Annotated in this window: 12 protein-coding genes; 7 read left to right on the top strand and 5 right to left on the bottom strand. The window is 63.5% G+C overall.

The genetic code is table 11. The features are described from left to right. The first annotated feature begins 13 nt into the window (after window positions 1-13). The 6 genes from FXB41_RS00820 to FXB41_RS00795 all read left to right on the top strand — a co-directional run bounded on the left by FXB41_RS00820 (window position 14) and on the right by FXB41_RS00795 (window position 5,981). Complete coding sequence (locus FXB41_RS00820) at window positions 14-502, top strand: c-type cytochrome, methanol metabolism-related (protein WP_007601366.1); 489 nt, start codon at window positions 14-16, stop codon at window positions 500-502. 61 nt (window positions 503-563) lie between these two features. Further along, a complete protein-coding gene (locus tag FXB41_RS00815) occupies window positions 564-1,673 on the top strand; it encodes an S-(hydroxymethyl)glutathione dehydrogenase/class III alcohol dehydrogenase (RefSeq protein ID WP_007601365.1) in 1,110 nt (369 codons plus the stop codon). A 33-nt stretch (window positions 1,674-1,706) separates the two neighbouring features. Beyond that, window positions 1,707-2,270: an S-(hydroxymethyl)glutathione synthase gene (gene gfa / locus FXB41_RS00810; RefSeq protein ID WP_007601364.1), complete on the top strand. Its 564-nt coding sequence runs from the start codon at window positions 1,707-1,709 to the stop codon at window positions 2,268-2,270. A gap of 626 nt (window positions 2,271-2,896) precedes the next feature. Further along, window positions 2,897-3,349, top strand: coding sequence for a (2Fe-2S)-binding protein (locus FXB41_RS00805; protein WP_007601363.1), 453 nt, complete (start codon window positions 2,897-2,899; stop codon window positions 3,347-3,349). Between the two features lies 1 nt (window position 3,350). Then, the gene (locus FXB41_RS00800; protein WP_219678723.1) at window positions 3,351-5,663 is read left to right on the top strand and encodes a xanthine dehydrogenase family protein molybdopterin-binding subunit; all 2,313 of its coding nucleotides are present in this window, start codon (window positions 3,351-3,353) and stop codon (window positions 5,661-5,663) included. A gap of 57 nt (window positions 5,664-5,720) precedes the next feature. Further along, window positions 5,721-5,981 (top strand): hypothetical protein, encoded by a 261-nt coding sequence (locus FXB41_RS00795; RefSeq protein WP_219678721.1) that lies wholly within the window; start codon window positions 5,721-5,723, stop codon window positions 5,979-5,981. Between the two features lie 308 nt (window positions 5,982-6,289). Here the strand turns inward: FXB41_RS00795 and FXB41_RS00790 are convergent, their stop codons facing one another. The 5 genes from FXB41_RS00790 to FXB41_RS00770 form a co-directional block, all read right to left on the bottom strand. Next, window positions 6,290-8,029, bottom strand: coding sequence for a methanol/ethanol family PQQ-dependent dehydrogenase (locus tag FXB41_RS00790; RefSeq protein ID WP_007601360.1), 1,740 nt, complete (start codon window positions 8,027-8,029; stop codon window positions 6,290-6,292). A 116-nt stretch (window positions 8,030-8,145) separates the two neighbouring features. Further along, on the bottom strand, window positions 8,146-8,799 hold the full coding sequence (locus FXB41_RS00785) for a QcrA and Rieske domain-containing protein (RefSeq protein ID WP_007601359.1): 654 nt from the start codon (window positions 8,797-8,799) through the stop codon (window positions 8,146-8,148). 264 nt (window positions 8,800-9,063) lie between these two features. Next, window positions 9,064-9,528: a group III truncated hemoglobin gene (locus FXB41_RS00780; RefSeq protein WP_007601358.1), complete on the bottom strand. Its 465-nt coding sequence runs from the start codon at window positions 9,526-9,528 to the stop codon at window positions 9,064-9,066. 137 nt (window positions 9,529-9,665) lie between these two features. After that, window positions 9,666-10,517: a 3-hydroxybutyryl-CoA dehydrogenase gene (locus FXB41_RS00775; protein WP_007612992.1), complete on the bottom strand. Its 852-nt coding sequence runs from the start codon at window positions 10,515-10,517 to the stop codon at window positions 9,666-9,668. Between the two features lie 260 nt (window positions 10,518-10,777). After that, on the bottom strand, window positions 10,778-12,256 hold the full coding sequence (locus FXB41_RS00770; protein WP_219678718.1) for an FAD-binding oxidoreductase: 1,479 nt from the start codon (window positions 12,254-12,256) through the stop codon (window positions 10,778-10,780). A gap of 221 nt (window positions 12,257-12,477) precedes the next feature. On the opposite strand from FXB41_RS00770, the gene hisC reads away from it, so the two are divergent. Continuing rightward, window positions 12,478-13,530 carry a histidinol-phosphate transaminase gene (gene hisC, locus FXB41_RS00765; protein ID WP_219678716.1) on the top strand — a complete coding sequence of 351 codons (1,053 nt, stop codon included), beginning with the start codon at window positions 12,478-12,480 and terminating at the stop codon, window positions 13,528-13,530. The last annotated feature ends 92 nt before the right edge of the window (window positions 13,531-13,622 follow it).

Here is a 13,622-nt window from a genome sequence, read left to right as displayed (position 1 = left end):
TGCCATTGCTGCGATGTTCTTGGTCGCGTCCGGGGGAATTGCCGTCGCGGACGGCTCAGGCGATCCGACTGCCGTCAAGCAGAACGAAACCGGCGAATGGTCCGACAAGGAAGGCAATCCAACCTATAAGATCACCGACGGATCCGTCGACTGGTACACCTATTCCGGATACCGCCGCTATCACTCGGACTGCCATGTGTGTCACGGCCCGGATGGCATGGGCTCGACCTACGCCCCGGCGCTGAAGGATTCGCTGAAGACGATGAGCTATGCCGACTTTCTCGGCGTCGTCGCCTCCGGCCGCAAGAACATCTCGACTGCCGCAGAGAACGTGATGCCGGCTTTCGGCGATAACCCGAACGTCGCCTGCTACATGGACGATCTCTACGTCTATCTGCGCGCCCGATCCAACGAGGCCTGGGGCCGCACAAGACCCGGCAAGCACGAGGACAAGAACGACGCCTATACCAAGAACGAAGATTCGTGCATGGGCAAGAAGTGAACGAGCGGAGCCCGACCAGGACCTGGTTCTTGGCGCCCTGCTGGAATTTGAGGAGCTTAAGATGAAGACACGTGCCGCCGTCGCTTTCGAAGCCAAGAAGCCGCTCGAGATCGTCGAAGTCGATCTGGAAGGACCGAAGGTCGGCGAAGTCCTGGTCGAGGTCAAGGCGACGGGCATCTGCCATACCGACGCCTACACGCTCGACGGCTTCGACAGCGAGGGAATTTTCCCGTCGATCCTGGGGCATGAGGGCGCGGGCATCATCCGCGAGATCGGTCCTGGCGTGACCTCGGTGAAGCCGGGCGACCATGTCATCCCGCTCTACACGCCGGAATGCCGGCAATGCAAAAGCTGCCTTAGCCAGAAGACCAATCTCTGCACCGCGATCCGCGCGACGCAGGGCAAAGGCGTGATGCCCGACGGTACCAGCCGCTTCTCCTACAAGGGCAAGCCGATCTACCACTATATGGGCTGCTCGACCTTCTCGAACTTCACCGTGCTGCCGGAGATCGCGGTCGCCAAGATCCGCGAGGACGCGCCGTTCGACAAGAGCTGCTACATCGGCTGCGGCGTCACCACCGGCGTCGGCGCCGTCGTCAACACCGCCAAGGTCGAGCCGGGCTCCAACGTTGTCGTGTTCGGGCTCGGCGGCATCGGCCTGAACGTGATCCAGGGCGCCAAGATGGCTGGCGCGGACAAGATCATCGGCGTCGACATCAACGACTCCAAGGAGGAATGGGGACGCCGGTTCGGCATGACCGATTTCGTCAATCCCAAGAAGATCACCGGCGACATCGTCCCACATCTCGTGACCCTGACCGACGGCGGCGCCGACTACACCTTCGACTGCACCGGCAACACCACGGTGATGCGCCAGGCGCTGGAGGCCTGCCATCGTGGCTGGGGCACCTCGATCATCATCGGCGTTGCCGAATCCGGCAAGGAGATCGCTACCCGCCCGTTCCAGCTCGTCACCGGGCGAAACTGGCGCGGCACCGCCTTCGGCGGCGCGCGGGGCCGCACCGACGTGCCGAAGATCGTCGACTGGTACATGAACGGAAAGATCCAGATCGACCCGATGATTACCCACACGCTCAAGCTCGAAGACATCAACAAAGGCTTCGACCTGATGCATGAGGGTAAATCGATCCGTTCAGTCGTCGTGTTCTAGCTCGAAAAGCGTCACCCCAAGGAGGATCGACCCATGACTGTTGCACTCCATCCCTCGATCGATAACGGCATCAAACAGGGCAGCGGCAGCTTCGCCGGCGGCACGCTCGTATGCAAATGCAGCGACCATCAGGTCAAGGTCGCCGTCAAGGGCGACGTCGCGCATAACCATGCCTGTGGCTGCACCAAGTGCTGGAAACCGCAGGGCGCGAATTTCTCCGTCGTCGCCGTGGTACCCCGCCAGAACGTCACCGTGCTCGAGAACGGCGACAAGCTCCAGATCGTCGATCCATCGGCGGCGATCCAGCGCTACGCCTGCAAGGCCTGCGGCACGCATATGTACGGCCGCATCGAGAACAAGAGTCACCCGTTCTACGGCCTCGACTTCATCCACCCCGAACTGTTCCAGGAGCAGGGTTCGCAGGCGCCGCAATTCGCCGCCTTCGTCTCGTCGGTGATCGAATCGGGCGTGAAGCCGGAGCAGATGGGCGGAATACGGGCTCGGTTCAAGGAGCTTGGACTTGAGCCCTATGACTGCCTGTCGCCGGCGCTGATGGACGCGATCGCGACCCACGTCGCGAAGGCCAAGGCCGCCTGAGCAAAGGCCGCCTGACGTTTGCCGCGCCCCATTCGCTCGCTGGTTCCACCACACCCAGCGAGCGGACGGAGCCGGCCGGGACGATCGCGGCGATGCCGCCGCTTCTCGACTGCACCTGTGTGGGGGCCGTCAGCTCCCTCAGTCCTGGTCTCTGAATGACTGCGCAGGGCCACCACTTCCCGCTTGAAGTGCGCGGCGCTTGCGTTTCTCCCTCCCTCGACTGAGGCATCCTGCTTCGTCCGCACAGGTGTTCTGGCGGACGAAGCTTTTTTTTGTTGTCCCCATATCGAGATGCGCGCGGCGAGATGCGGCGCCCTGCTTTTGACAAACCTTCGTTGCAATCTTTTCCCATCGAGAACAGCTGACTAGAGAACACTCGGCTGTGAATGCTAGACCGAAGCGATCCTTGCTAAGATCGCGACGTGACGATGCCGCGCGAATTCAATAATCAAGAACACGACGGGAGGTATCGAACACATCCGGACATGACATTGGCATTCCTGAGTCCTGCCGGGATCTGCCCGCGCGGGATGACCGCTGGAATGCGACGCCGCGCAGCGGACATTGCACCGACCGGCATCTGGAAAATCTGAAATCAACAAGCTTATGAAGAGCGAGGGACGATCATGATCAAGGTGAAGATCAACGGCCAGGAACAGAGCTGGGACGGCGACCCGGATCTCCCGCTACTCTGGTTCCTGCGCGACGAGGCCGGTCTGACCGGCACCAAGTTCGGCTGTGGCCAGGCCCTGTGCGGCGCCTGCACTGTCATCGTCGACAAGGAAGCCGTGCGCGCCTGCATCACGTCGATCAACGACGTCGCCGGCCGCGAGATCACGACGATCGAGGGACTGCATCCGAACGGTGATCACCCGGTGCAGAAGGCCTGGCGCCAAGTCAACGTTCCCCAATGCGGCTTCTGCCAGGCGGGCCAGATCATGCAGGCGGCTGCGCTGCTGATGGACAACCCAAAGCCGTCGCACGACCAGATCCGCGAAGCGATGTCCGGCAACATCTGCCGCTGCGGCTGCTACCAGCGCATCGAGAATGCGGTCCATCTCGCATCGACGGGAGTGTGACATGAATTTCATCGACAACCCGAAGAAGCTTCGTGGCTTCGAGAAGAACATCAAGGTCGAGAAGGTTTCGCGCCGCAGCATCCTGAAGGGGCTCGGCATCACAGGCGGCTTCGTGCTCGCGGCGCCCGTGATGTCGCGCCAGGCGTTCGCCTACGAGACCGGCGCCGGCAAGATGCCGCACGGCGTCGTGGTCGATCCGCGCGTATTCGTCGCGGTCGCACCCGACGGCACCGTCACCATCCTTGCTCACCGCGCCGAGATGGGCACAGGCGTGCGCACCAGCCTGCCGCTGATCGTGGCCGAGGAGATGGAAGCCGACTGGGCCAGGGTCAAGGTGGAGCAGGCCCATGGCGACGAGGTCAAGTTCGGCAACCAGGACACCGATGGCTCGCGCAGCACGCGGCATTATTTGATGCCGATGCGCCAGATCGGTGCCTCCGCCCGCACCATGCTGGAGCAAGCCGCCGCGAAACGCTGGGGTGTGCCGGCAACCGAGGTCAAGGCCGTCAATCACGAGGTCGTCCACAGCGCAACGAGCCGCAAGCTTGGCTTCGGCGAGCTCGCAGCCGATGCCGCCAAGGAACCGGTGCCGAGCATCGAAGGGCTCAAGCTGAAGGACCCCAAGGACTTCCGCTATCTCGGCAAGGGCCAGATCGGCATCGTCGATCTCCACGACATTACCACCGGCAAGGCGCGTTACGGCGCCGACGTGCGGCTGCCTGGCATGAAGTATGCCGTGATCGCGCGCCCGCCAGTGACCGGCGGCAAGCTGGTCTCGTTCGATCCGGACGCGGCGTTGAAGGTCCCCGGTGTCGAGAAGGTGATGCAGGTGCGCGGCTGGCCGTGGCCGTCGAAATTCCAGCCGCTCGGCGGCGTTGCCGTGATCGCGCGCAACACCGGTGCGGCGATCAAGGGCCGCGACGCGCTGAAGCTGACCTGGGACGACGGCGCCAACGGCAAATACGATTCCGTCGCCTACCGCAAGGAGCTCGAGGAGGCCTCGCGCAAGCCGGGTCTTGTGGTGCGCCAGGAAGGCGACGCCGAGGCTGCTCTGAAGGGCGCCGACAAGGTCGTCGTCGGCGAATATTATCTGCCGCATCTTGCCCATGTCAGCATGGAGCCGCCGGTGGCAGTCGCCGACGTCAAGGGCGACAAGGCGGAGATCTGGGCGCCGGTGCAGAGCCCGGGCGGTACGCGCGAGGACGTCGCGAAAACGCTCGACATTCCCGAGGGCAACGTCACGGTCAACGTCACGCTGCTCGGCGGCGGTTTCGGCCGCAAGTCGAAATGCGACTTTGCGCTCGAGGCCGCGCTGCTGTCGAAGGAGCTCGGCGTCCCGGTCAAGGTGCAGTGGACGCGCGAGGACGACGTCCGCCACGATTTCCTGCACACGGTCTCCGTGGAACGGATCGAGGCGGGGCTCGACAAGAGCGGCAAGGTGATCGCGTGGCGCCATCGCAGCGTGGCCCCGAGCATCGGCTCGACGTTTGCGGCAGATGCAAAGCACCAGGCGCCTTTCGAGCTCGGCATGGGCCTCGTCGACATGCCGTTCGAGATCGCCAACATCTCCTGCGAGAACCCGGAGGCCGCGGCGTTCACCCGCATCGGCTGGTTCCGCTCGGTCTCGAACATCCCGCGCGCCTTCGCGGTCCAGTCGATGGTGGGTGAGATCGCCCATGCGACCGGCCGCGACCAGAAGGAGACGCTGCTCGCGCTGATCGGCAGCCCGCGCATCGTCAAGCCCGCAGTGAAGGACATGTGGAACTACGGCGAGCCCTTGGACAGCTATCCAATCGACACCGCGCGCCTGCGCAAGGTGGTCGAGCTGGTCGCCGAGAAAGGCGAATGGGGCCGTCAGGTGCCGAAGGGCCATGGCCTCGGTATCGCCGTGCACCGCAGCTTCGTCAGCTATATCGCGACCATCGTCGAGGTGGCCGTCGACGACAAGGGCAAGCTGACGGTGCCGCGGGTGGACACCGCCATTGACTGCGGCACCTATGTCAACCCGGAGCGCATCGCCTCACAAATCGAGGGCGCGGCGATCATGGGGCTCAGTCTCGCAAAATACGGCGAGATCACCTTCAAGGACGGCAAGGTGCAGCAGAAGAACTTCGACGACTTCCAGGTCCTCAGGATCGATGAATCCCCTGCGGTGACCAACGTCTACATCGTGCCGCCCGGACCCGACACGCCGCCGAGCGGCGTGGGCGAGCCCGGCGTCCCGCCATTCGCGCCGGCGCTGATGAACGCCATCTTCGCCGCGACCGGAAAGCGCATCCGCAGCCTTCCGCTCGGCAAGCAATTGGAAGCATAAAGGCGGGAACACAAGGCGGCCTCGCGCCGTTTGCATCGATCTGACAGGAGCAGATCGATGACCCATATCTCAAAGGCGCTCGCAGTCTCGTTGCTGTCGAGCGCCTTGCTTTTGACTGCCGCAGGCGCATACGCCCAGAGCAACGCCACGCCGCCGACAACGGCGACGCGCCCCAGCACGCCGGACCAGAACTCTCTGCCCAACGCCAATGCCACGCCGCCCTCGACCAGCCAGACCACCGGGCAGCACAATCCCGATCCCAAGGTTCGCGAGATGAACCAGAAGGCAAAGGACAAGGTCGAGCGCGAGGGGAAGTAGCGATCTCGCGCATCGGCGTTTTGACGCCGTGATTGTCGGATCTACTTCTTCGCCGAAGCGCAGCGATATGCCTTCTCCCCTTGCGGGAGAGGGCAGCGACGCCGGTTGCCACGACCCCGCTTGGGTGAGGGGTATGCCTGCGTGAGTCTCGCACATTGTGATGCGCGGATAGAACCCCTCATCCGGCGCTTCGCGCCACCTTCTCCCGCAAGGGGAGAAGGGACAACGCCGACGCAAAATGCGGCGGACGTTGCCGTCCGCCGCATTTGCCCCCTGACACTCCGCTTCTTTCGATCCGCCAGCGGAGCTTACTTCTTCAGCGCGAACACCCAGATCACGCCGCCCTGCGGCACGTTGGCTTCGATGCCGATGTTGTTGGTCACGAGTGCATCCTGGATGCGCTGCGCATCCACGCCCCATCCCGACTGGATCGCGATGTATTGCGTGCCGTCGATCTCATAGGACACCGGCATGCCCATGATGCCGGAGTTGGTCTTCTGCTCCCAGAGCAGCTCGCCACTCTTGGCGTTGAAGGCGCGGAAGTTGCGGTCGTTGGTACCGCCCACGAAGACGAGATCGCCTGCGGTCGCCGTCACCGATCCGAACAGCTGCGACTTGGGGAAGTTGTGCTGCCACACCTTCTTGCCCGTGGCGGGATCCCAAGCCTGGAGCTCGCCGAAATGATCGGCACCCGGCTTCGTCTTCAGGCCGATGTCCTCCGGCTTGGTGCCGAGCCAGAGCTCGCCGGGCTTGAGCGGAACCTTCTCGCCGGTGAACCCACCGCAGAAATTCTCGTTGGCGGGCACGTAGACGAGGCCGGTCTTCTGGCTGTAGGCCGCCGACGGCCAATCCTTGCCGCCCCACAGCGATGGACAGAACTCCACGCGCTTGCCGACCACGGGCTTGTGCGCGGGATCGACGATCGGCCTGCCGCTCTCGGCGTCGATGCCCTTCCAGACGTCAGTGGAGACGAACGGCCAGCCGGCGACGTAGTTGATTTTGGTCGGCGTGCGCTCGAGTATCCAGAAGATCGCATCGCGTCCCGGATGGACCAGGCTCTTGATGTTGCGGCCGTCGCGTTGCAGGTCGATCAACATCGGCGCTTCGACTTCGTCCCAGTCCCAGGAATCGTTCTGGTGATACTGGTGATGGGTCTTGATCTTGCCGGTGTTCGGATCGAGCGCGAGCACCGAGGAGGTATAGAGATTGTCGCCGGGATGCATCTCGCCGGGCCACGGCGCGGCGTTGCCGACGCCCCAATAGATCGTCTTGGTGTCCTTGTCGTAATTACCGGTCATCCAGGCCGAGCCGCCGCCGTTCTTCCAGTCCTCGCCCTGCCAGGTGTCGTGGCCGGGTTCGCCTTCGCCCGGGATGGTATAGGTCCGCCACAGCTCCTTGCCGTCCTTGGCATCGTAGGCGGCGACATAGCCGCGCACGCCGAACTCGCCGCCGGAGCCGCCCACGATGACCTTGCCGTCGACGATCAGCGGCATCAGGGTCATGTACTGGCCCTTCTTGTAGTCCTGCACCTTGGTGTCCCACACCACCTTGCCGGTCTTGGCATCGAGCGCGACGACATGGTCGTCTGTGGTGGCGAGATAGAGCTTGTCCTCCCATAGGCCGACGCCGCGGCTGGTCGGATGCAACTGGAATAGGTCGTCGGGAAGCTGCCGCTTGTAGCGCCAATATTCGTCGCCCGTTTTGGCGTTCAGCGCGATCACCTGCCCCATCGGGGTCGCAACGAACATCACGCCGTTGTTGACGATCGGCGGCGCCTCGTGACCTTCGACCACGCCGGTCGCGAAGGTCCAGACCGGGGTGAGGTTCTTTACATTCGAGGTGTTGATCTGGTCGAGCGGGCTGTAGCCCTGCCCGTCATAGGTCCGCCGGTAGAGCATCCAATTGGCGGGCTCCGGGTTTTCCAACCGCTGCGCGGTGACCGGCGCGTAGTTCTCGATCGGGCCTGATACGGCGGCGGTCGAGGCAAGAGTCGATGCAAGACACGTGAAGGTGACGAAGCCGGACAGTAACCACTGCTTCCTGGTCATGGCGTTCCCCTTTTTCATCCGTTTTGAATTCTTGTTTTGAATTCTTGTCGTTCGTCCCGTCGTCCACCCATCGGCGGATGCGGTCTCTCATGACGCGGGCACAACCCGCACGCCCATCATCCCGGCTGCGCGCCACCTACCTTTCCGACGAAGTTTCCGGCGACGCTGAGCGAGCCGTCAGCCAGCGCCAGCGGCAGCGCAGCGAGCCGTCGCGGCGCCGGCCCGAACACGACCTGCGCGCCCGCGCGAGGATCGTATTCGGAGTTGTGGCACATGCATTTGAGCACTTCCTTGTCGCCGACATCGCTCTTCACCCACGCCGTGACAGGACAGCCGGCATGCGAGCAGATTGCCGAATAGGCGAGGATGCCGTCGACGGCGCGCGCTTTTGTCTGCTCGTCGAGCTCGGCGGGGTCGAGGCGGATGATCAAGATCTCGTTGAGGCGCGAGGCGCTGCGCACGACCGATGTCTTTGGATCTTTCGGCCAGGCATGCACCGGCGGTCCGCCGGCCGACAGAGCGGCCGCGGTGACGGGCTTTCCCTCCTGATCGCCTTCGGCGAACACGAGCAGATCGCCCTTCTGAGGCCGCTCGTCGGAGCCGGGCGCATCCTCGCCCGCGTGGACCTGCGTGGAACAGGCGAAGCACGCCGTGGTGGCCAGCGCACTCTTCAAGAGTGCCCGCCGGGTTTGCTCCGTGCAAGCGTCAGCTTCGGATTCCGCTGTGTTGTCGGAGGATGAAGAGGATGGGTTGAACGATGCACTCGACATGTTCACAAGCAGGCGCTGGAACTCTGCCGAAAAAAAGGCAAAGATTTTTTCCCGCAGTGCATCACACGGTTATGCTCGCACTGATTGAACGCGAACACGCGCATTTGCGCGCATTTTTCTAATTGCAACGTCACGCTACGCGACCGGCATGATGATTTTGCAGATCAGATCAATGCTGCCGGTATTGGTGCAATGCGCCGACGCTCGGCGCGATCGTAGCGCCATCAATGCGGCCGCGCATTTCTCAGGCAGGCATTCTGTATTCTAGGAGCGGAGCACGTGACGCGGCGCAGCGATGCGTCCGGCCAAGGTCGCCGACGCCATCTCGAAACTGTCGGCGATGCGGCGCGCCCTGTCGATGAACAGCGCGGCTGCCTGCGGCGGGCAGACCTCGCGCGCGGTCTGTTCAAACAAATCGAGCCAGCGGTCGAAATGATCCCCGACCAGGTTCAGTGGCATATGCGCCCGCATCGGCGAACCATGGTAGCGGCCGCTCATCAGCACGACCGACGACCAGAAATCCCGGAGCTTGGCCAGATGCTCGTCCCAATTCTGCACGATCGCGAACACCGGCCCCAGCAGCGCATCCTCGCGGACGCGGCCATAGAAACGGGTCACGAGTTCCCCGATCATCTCTTCGGTGATCCCCGTGCGCTCGATCGCGTCCTGGGTCAGCAAATTCCGCCGCGCGGCCGCAGCCTCGCGCTCGGCCTTCAGTCGATCCGACATGTCCCTTGTTATCCGTTCCGTTGTTCCCGCAGGACGCCCGTTCGACATTGTCAGGCCGATTGCGCGCGGCGTCTTTGTCGCAGCGCAAATCGCGGGGGCCGGCGGCGAGCACTCAACGCCCGCCGCCTGCGCCATTGTCAGGCGCCGTAGGTGTAAAAGCCCTGCCCCGTCTTGCGGCCGAGATGGCCGGCGTCGACCATTTCCTTGAGCAGGGGAGCTGGACGGTATTTGGGGTCGTTGAAGCCTTTATAAAAGACCTCCATCACCGACAACATGGTGTCGAGCCCGACGAGATCGGCGAGCGCCAGCGGCCCGATCGGATGGTTGCAGCCGAGCTTCATGCCGGCATCGATCTCTTCCGCCGTCGCAATCCCCTCCTGCAGCGCGAAGATCGCCTCGTTGATCATCGGGCACAGGATGCGGTTGACGGCAAAGCCCGGGCTGTTCTTGGCCGTGATCGCCACCTTGCCGACGCGCTTGGCGAAATCGAGCGCCTTGGCGTGGGTGTCGTCGGAAGTCTGCAAGCCGCGGATGAGCTCCAGCAGCGCCATGACCGGAACCGGATTGAAGAAGTGCATGCCGATGAAGCGGTCCGGGCGGTCGGTCGCGGCGGCGAGCTTCGTGATCGAGATCGACGAGGTGTTCGTGGCGAGCAGCGTGCGCGGCGACAGCGTCGCACAGAGATCCTTCAGGATCTTGACCTTGAGTTCCTCGTTCTCGGTCGCGGCCTCGATGACGAGATCGCAATCGACGAGCTTGGCGCGATCGGTGGTGCCGGTGATGCGCTTGAGCGTGGCGTCGCGATCGCCCGCCGACATCTTCTCCTTCTTGACCAGGCGCTCGAGGCTGCCGCCGACCGTCGAAATACCGCGGTTCACCGCCGCATCGGAAATATCGACCATCACGACCGAAAGCCCGGCCGCGGCACAAATCTGCGCGATGCCGTTCCCCATGGTCCCTGCCCCGATGATGCCAACGGTTTGGATCATTGCCTCAATCCTTTATCCTTACGGACGTGCCCTACCGGCCCCGCCCCATTGTTCCTGCATCAGGGTCTAGCACCGCCCCCGGGCGGGTGCGACCTGATCTTGTCCCTTCATTAAAGCATCCAAGGCGGGAATAAAGCCGCCTTTCGGTCGCGAAACGGCGTGATTTGGTGCCCCGGCCCGTTTGGCCCGGCCGATCTGCGGCATCCCGTCCCCGGAGGGCGCGAGGGTGCGGGGAGCACCGGGCTCGAGGTGGACGCGCCTCAACCGAGACGAAGCACCTTGCCCGGATTCATGATGTTCTTGGGATCGAGCGCCCGCTTGATCGTGCGCATGATGTCGAGCTCGATCCGGGAGCGATAGTGCTGGAGCTCGTCGAGCTTCTCGATGCCGATGCCATGTTCCGCCGAGATCGAGCCGCCCATGGAGGTAACGAGGTCGTTGACGGCCCGTGTGATTGCTGCGGAATACTGGGACAGCGTATCGCGGTCCATGCCCTTCGGACCCATGAAGGAGAAGTGCACATTGCCGTCTCCGATATGGCCGAGCGGATAGGGGCGGATCGGCGGCAGGATTGCGAGCACGGCCTCGAGACCGCTGTCGATAAACTCGGGAATCCTTGAGACCGCGACCGAGACGTCGTAGCTCAAGCCCGGACCTTCGGTGCGCGATGCCTCGGCCACGCTCTCGCGAATTCGCCACATGTTGCGCGACTGCGTTTCGGTTTGCGCGATCACCGCATCCAGCACCCGGCCCGCCTCGAGCTGGTCGGCCAGGAACTGCTCCATCCTGTCCGACATGCCCGTGCCACCGTCCTGCCGTGGCCGGGCCGACGACCATTCGAGAAGGAGATACCATTCGGTCTCAGCCTTGAGAGGATCCTGGGTGCCGGGAATGTGCCGCAGCACCATGTCGGTGCACGCACGGCTGATGAGCTCACAGGAGCCGACATTGTCATCGGAAGCAGCATGCGCCTCCGACAGAAGGTCGATAGCAGACTTGGGATCGCGAATCGCGAGCCATGCCGTGCACACGTCTTTCGGCGCCGGCCAGAGTTTCAGCACCGCCTTGGTGATGATGCCGAGCGTCCCTTCGGCGCCCATGAACAGATGCTTGAGGTCATAGCCGGTGTTGTCCTTCTTGAGCGCACGCAGGCCGTCCCAGACATCGCCGTTAGCCAGCACGACCTCGAGACCCAACACCAGATTTCGCGCATTGCCATAACGCAGCACCTGCACGCCGCCGGCATTGGTGGACAGATTACCTCCGATCATGCACGAGCCCTGAGCACCGAGGCTGAGCGGAAAGAGGCGGTCGTGGCGCGCGGCTGTGTCCTGAAGCGTCTCGAGGATGCAGCCTGCCTCCACGGTCATGGCATAGCCGACGGGATCGATATTCAACACCTGGTTCATGCGACCGAGCGACAGCACGATGCCGCGGTGCATGGGCCACGGCGTAGCGCCGCCCATCAGGCCGGTGTTGCCACCTTGCGGAACGATGGCAATGCCGTTGTCGTAACAGAGCTTGACGACAGCGGAGACTTCCGTGGTGCTGGCCGGACGCACGACCGCCGCCGCCTGCCCCGCCAACTCGCCGCGCCAGTCGGTCACGAAGGGCAGCTTGTCCTGCTCGTCCAGGATCAGGCCTTTGTCGCCGACGATGGCCCGCAAGCGGTCGAGAACGGCTGAGGTCACTGGCGCGGTCGGAATCGAGGGAGCGGTGGGAAGGGCTGCACCCGGCATATGTTCCTCTCTTTTCGGCCGTTCCGCGCCTGGGGCGCGTCAGCCTTCGTTCTTGTTTTCATTCTGGGCGGTGGTGCGATGACCCTAGCATAGGGGGCGCGCTTGGGAACGTCTCCGGCAGTAAGCCTCGTGCAGATTTGCCTGGGATTGCTGAATGCAGGCGCACTTCCGCGGAGCTCCCGTATACCCTACTGTGCCCGATCACATTCGGATTGGAGATCATGAGCCGTTTCTGGAGTCCGGTCGTCCACACGCTTTCGCCCTACGTCCCCGGCGAGCAGCCCAAGCAGGACGGCATCGTTAAGCTCAATACCAACGAGAATCCCTACCCGCCCTCGCTGCGCGTGCTGGCGGCGATCGCATCGGCCGCGGAGCGGCTGCGCCTTTATCCTGATCCCCGCGCGACGCGCCTGCGCGAGGCGATCGCGGCCCATTGCGATGTGGCGCCCGAGCAAGTGTTTGTCGGCAACGGCTCCGACGAGGTTCTGGCCCACACCTTCCAGGCGCTTCTGAAGCACGAACCACCGCTTCTGTTTCCCGACGTCACCTACAGCTTCTACCCCGTCTATTGCGGCCTCTATGGAATAACGCATGACGAGGTGCCGCTCGATGCTGCGATGAGGATCGATATCTCCGACTACAGGCGACCATCGAGTGCCATCCTCCTGTGCAATCCGAACGCTCCTACCGGCATCGCCCTTGAGCGCGACGCAATCGCATCGCTGCTCACCGAACAGCCGGACCGGCTGGTGGTGGTGGACGAGGCCTATGTCGATTTCGGCGCCGAGAGCGCCGTGCCACTGGTTGCACGCCACGACAATCTGCTGGTCATCCAGACCTTCTCGAAGTCGCGCTCGCTCGCTGGCCTGCGGGTTGGTTTTGCCATCGGCCAACGACCGCTGATCGAAGCGCTGGAACGGGTGAAGGACAGCTTCAACTCCTATCCCGTCGACTGCCTCGCAATCGCCGGCGCCGTCGCCGCGATCGAGGACGACGGCTGGTTCAGAGACACCCGTGCCCGTATCATCGCAAGCCGCGAAACCTTGGCCCGCGATCTCAGCCAACTCGGCTTCGAGGTGTTGCCGTCGCTCGCCAACTTCGTCTTCGCGCGCCATCGAAGCCGGAGCGGAGCAGATCTCGCGGCCGCGCTTCGTCAGCGTGGCGTTCTGGTCCGGCATTTCGGCAAGCCACGCATCGAGAACTTCCTGCGCATCACGGTCGGAACGGAGGCCGAGTGTGCCCGGCTTATTGAAGTGCTGCGCGGCTTGATCTGAACCCCGACGGTCCCCGCATCGGGCAAAGTCAAAACGATGAGGCCGAACGCCACCTCGTGCCATGCTGCGCAAGGCTTTGATTTCCGGTCCAA

It is taken from the genome of Bradyrhizobium canariense (assembly GCF_019402665.1).
In the GTDB taxonomy this organism is placed as follows: Bacteria; Pseudomonadota; Alphaproteobacteria; order Rhizobiales; family Xanthobacteraceae; genus Bradyrhizobium; species Bradyrhizobium canariense.
Note: the sequence above shows the minus strand (reverse complement) of the source record. Positions and strands in the feature narration are given on the sequence as shown.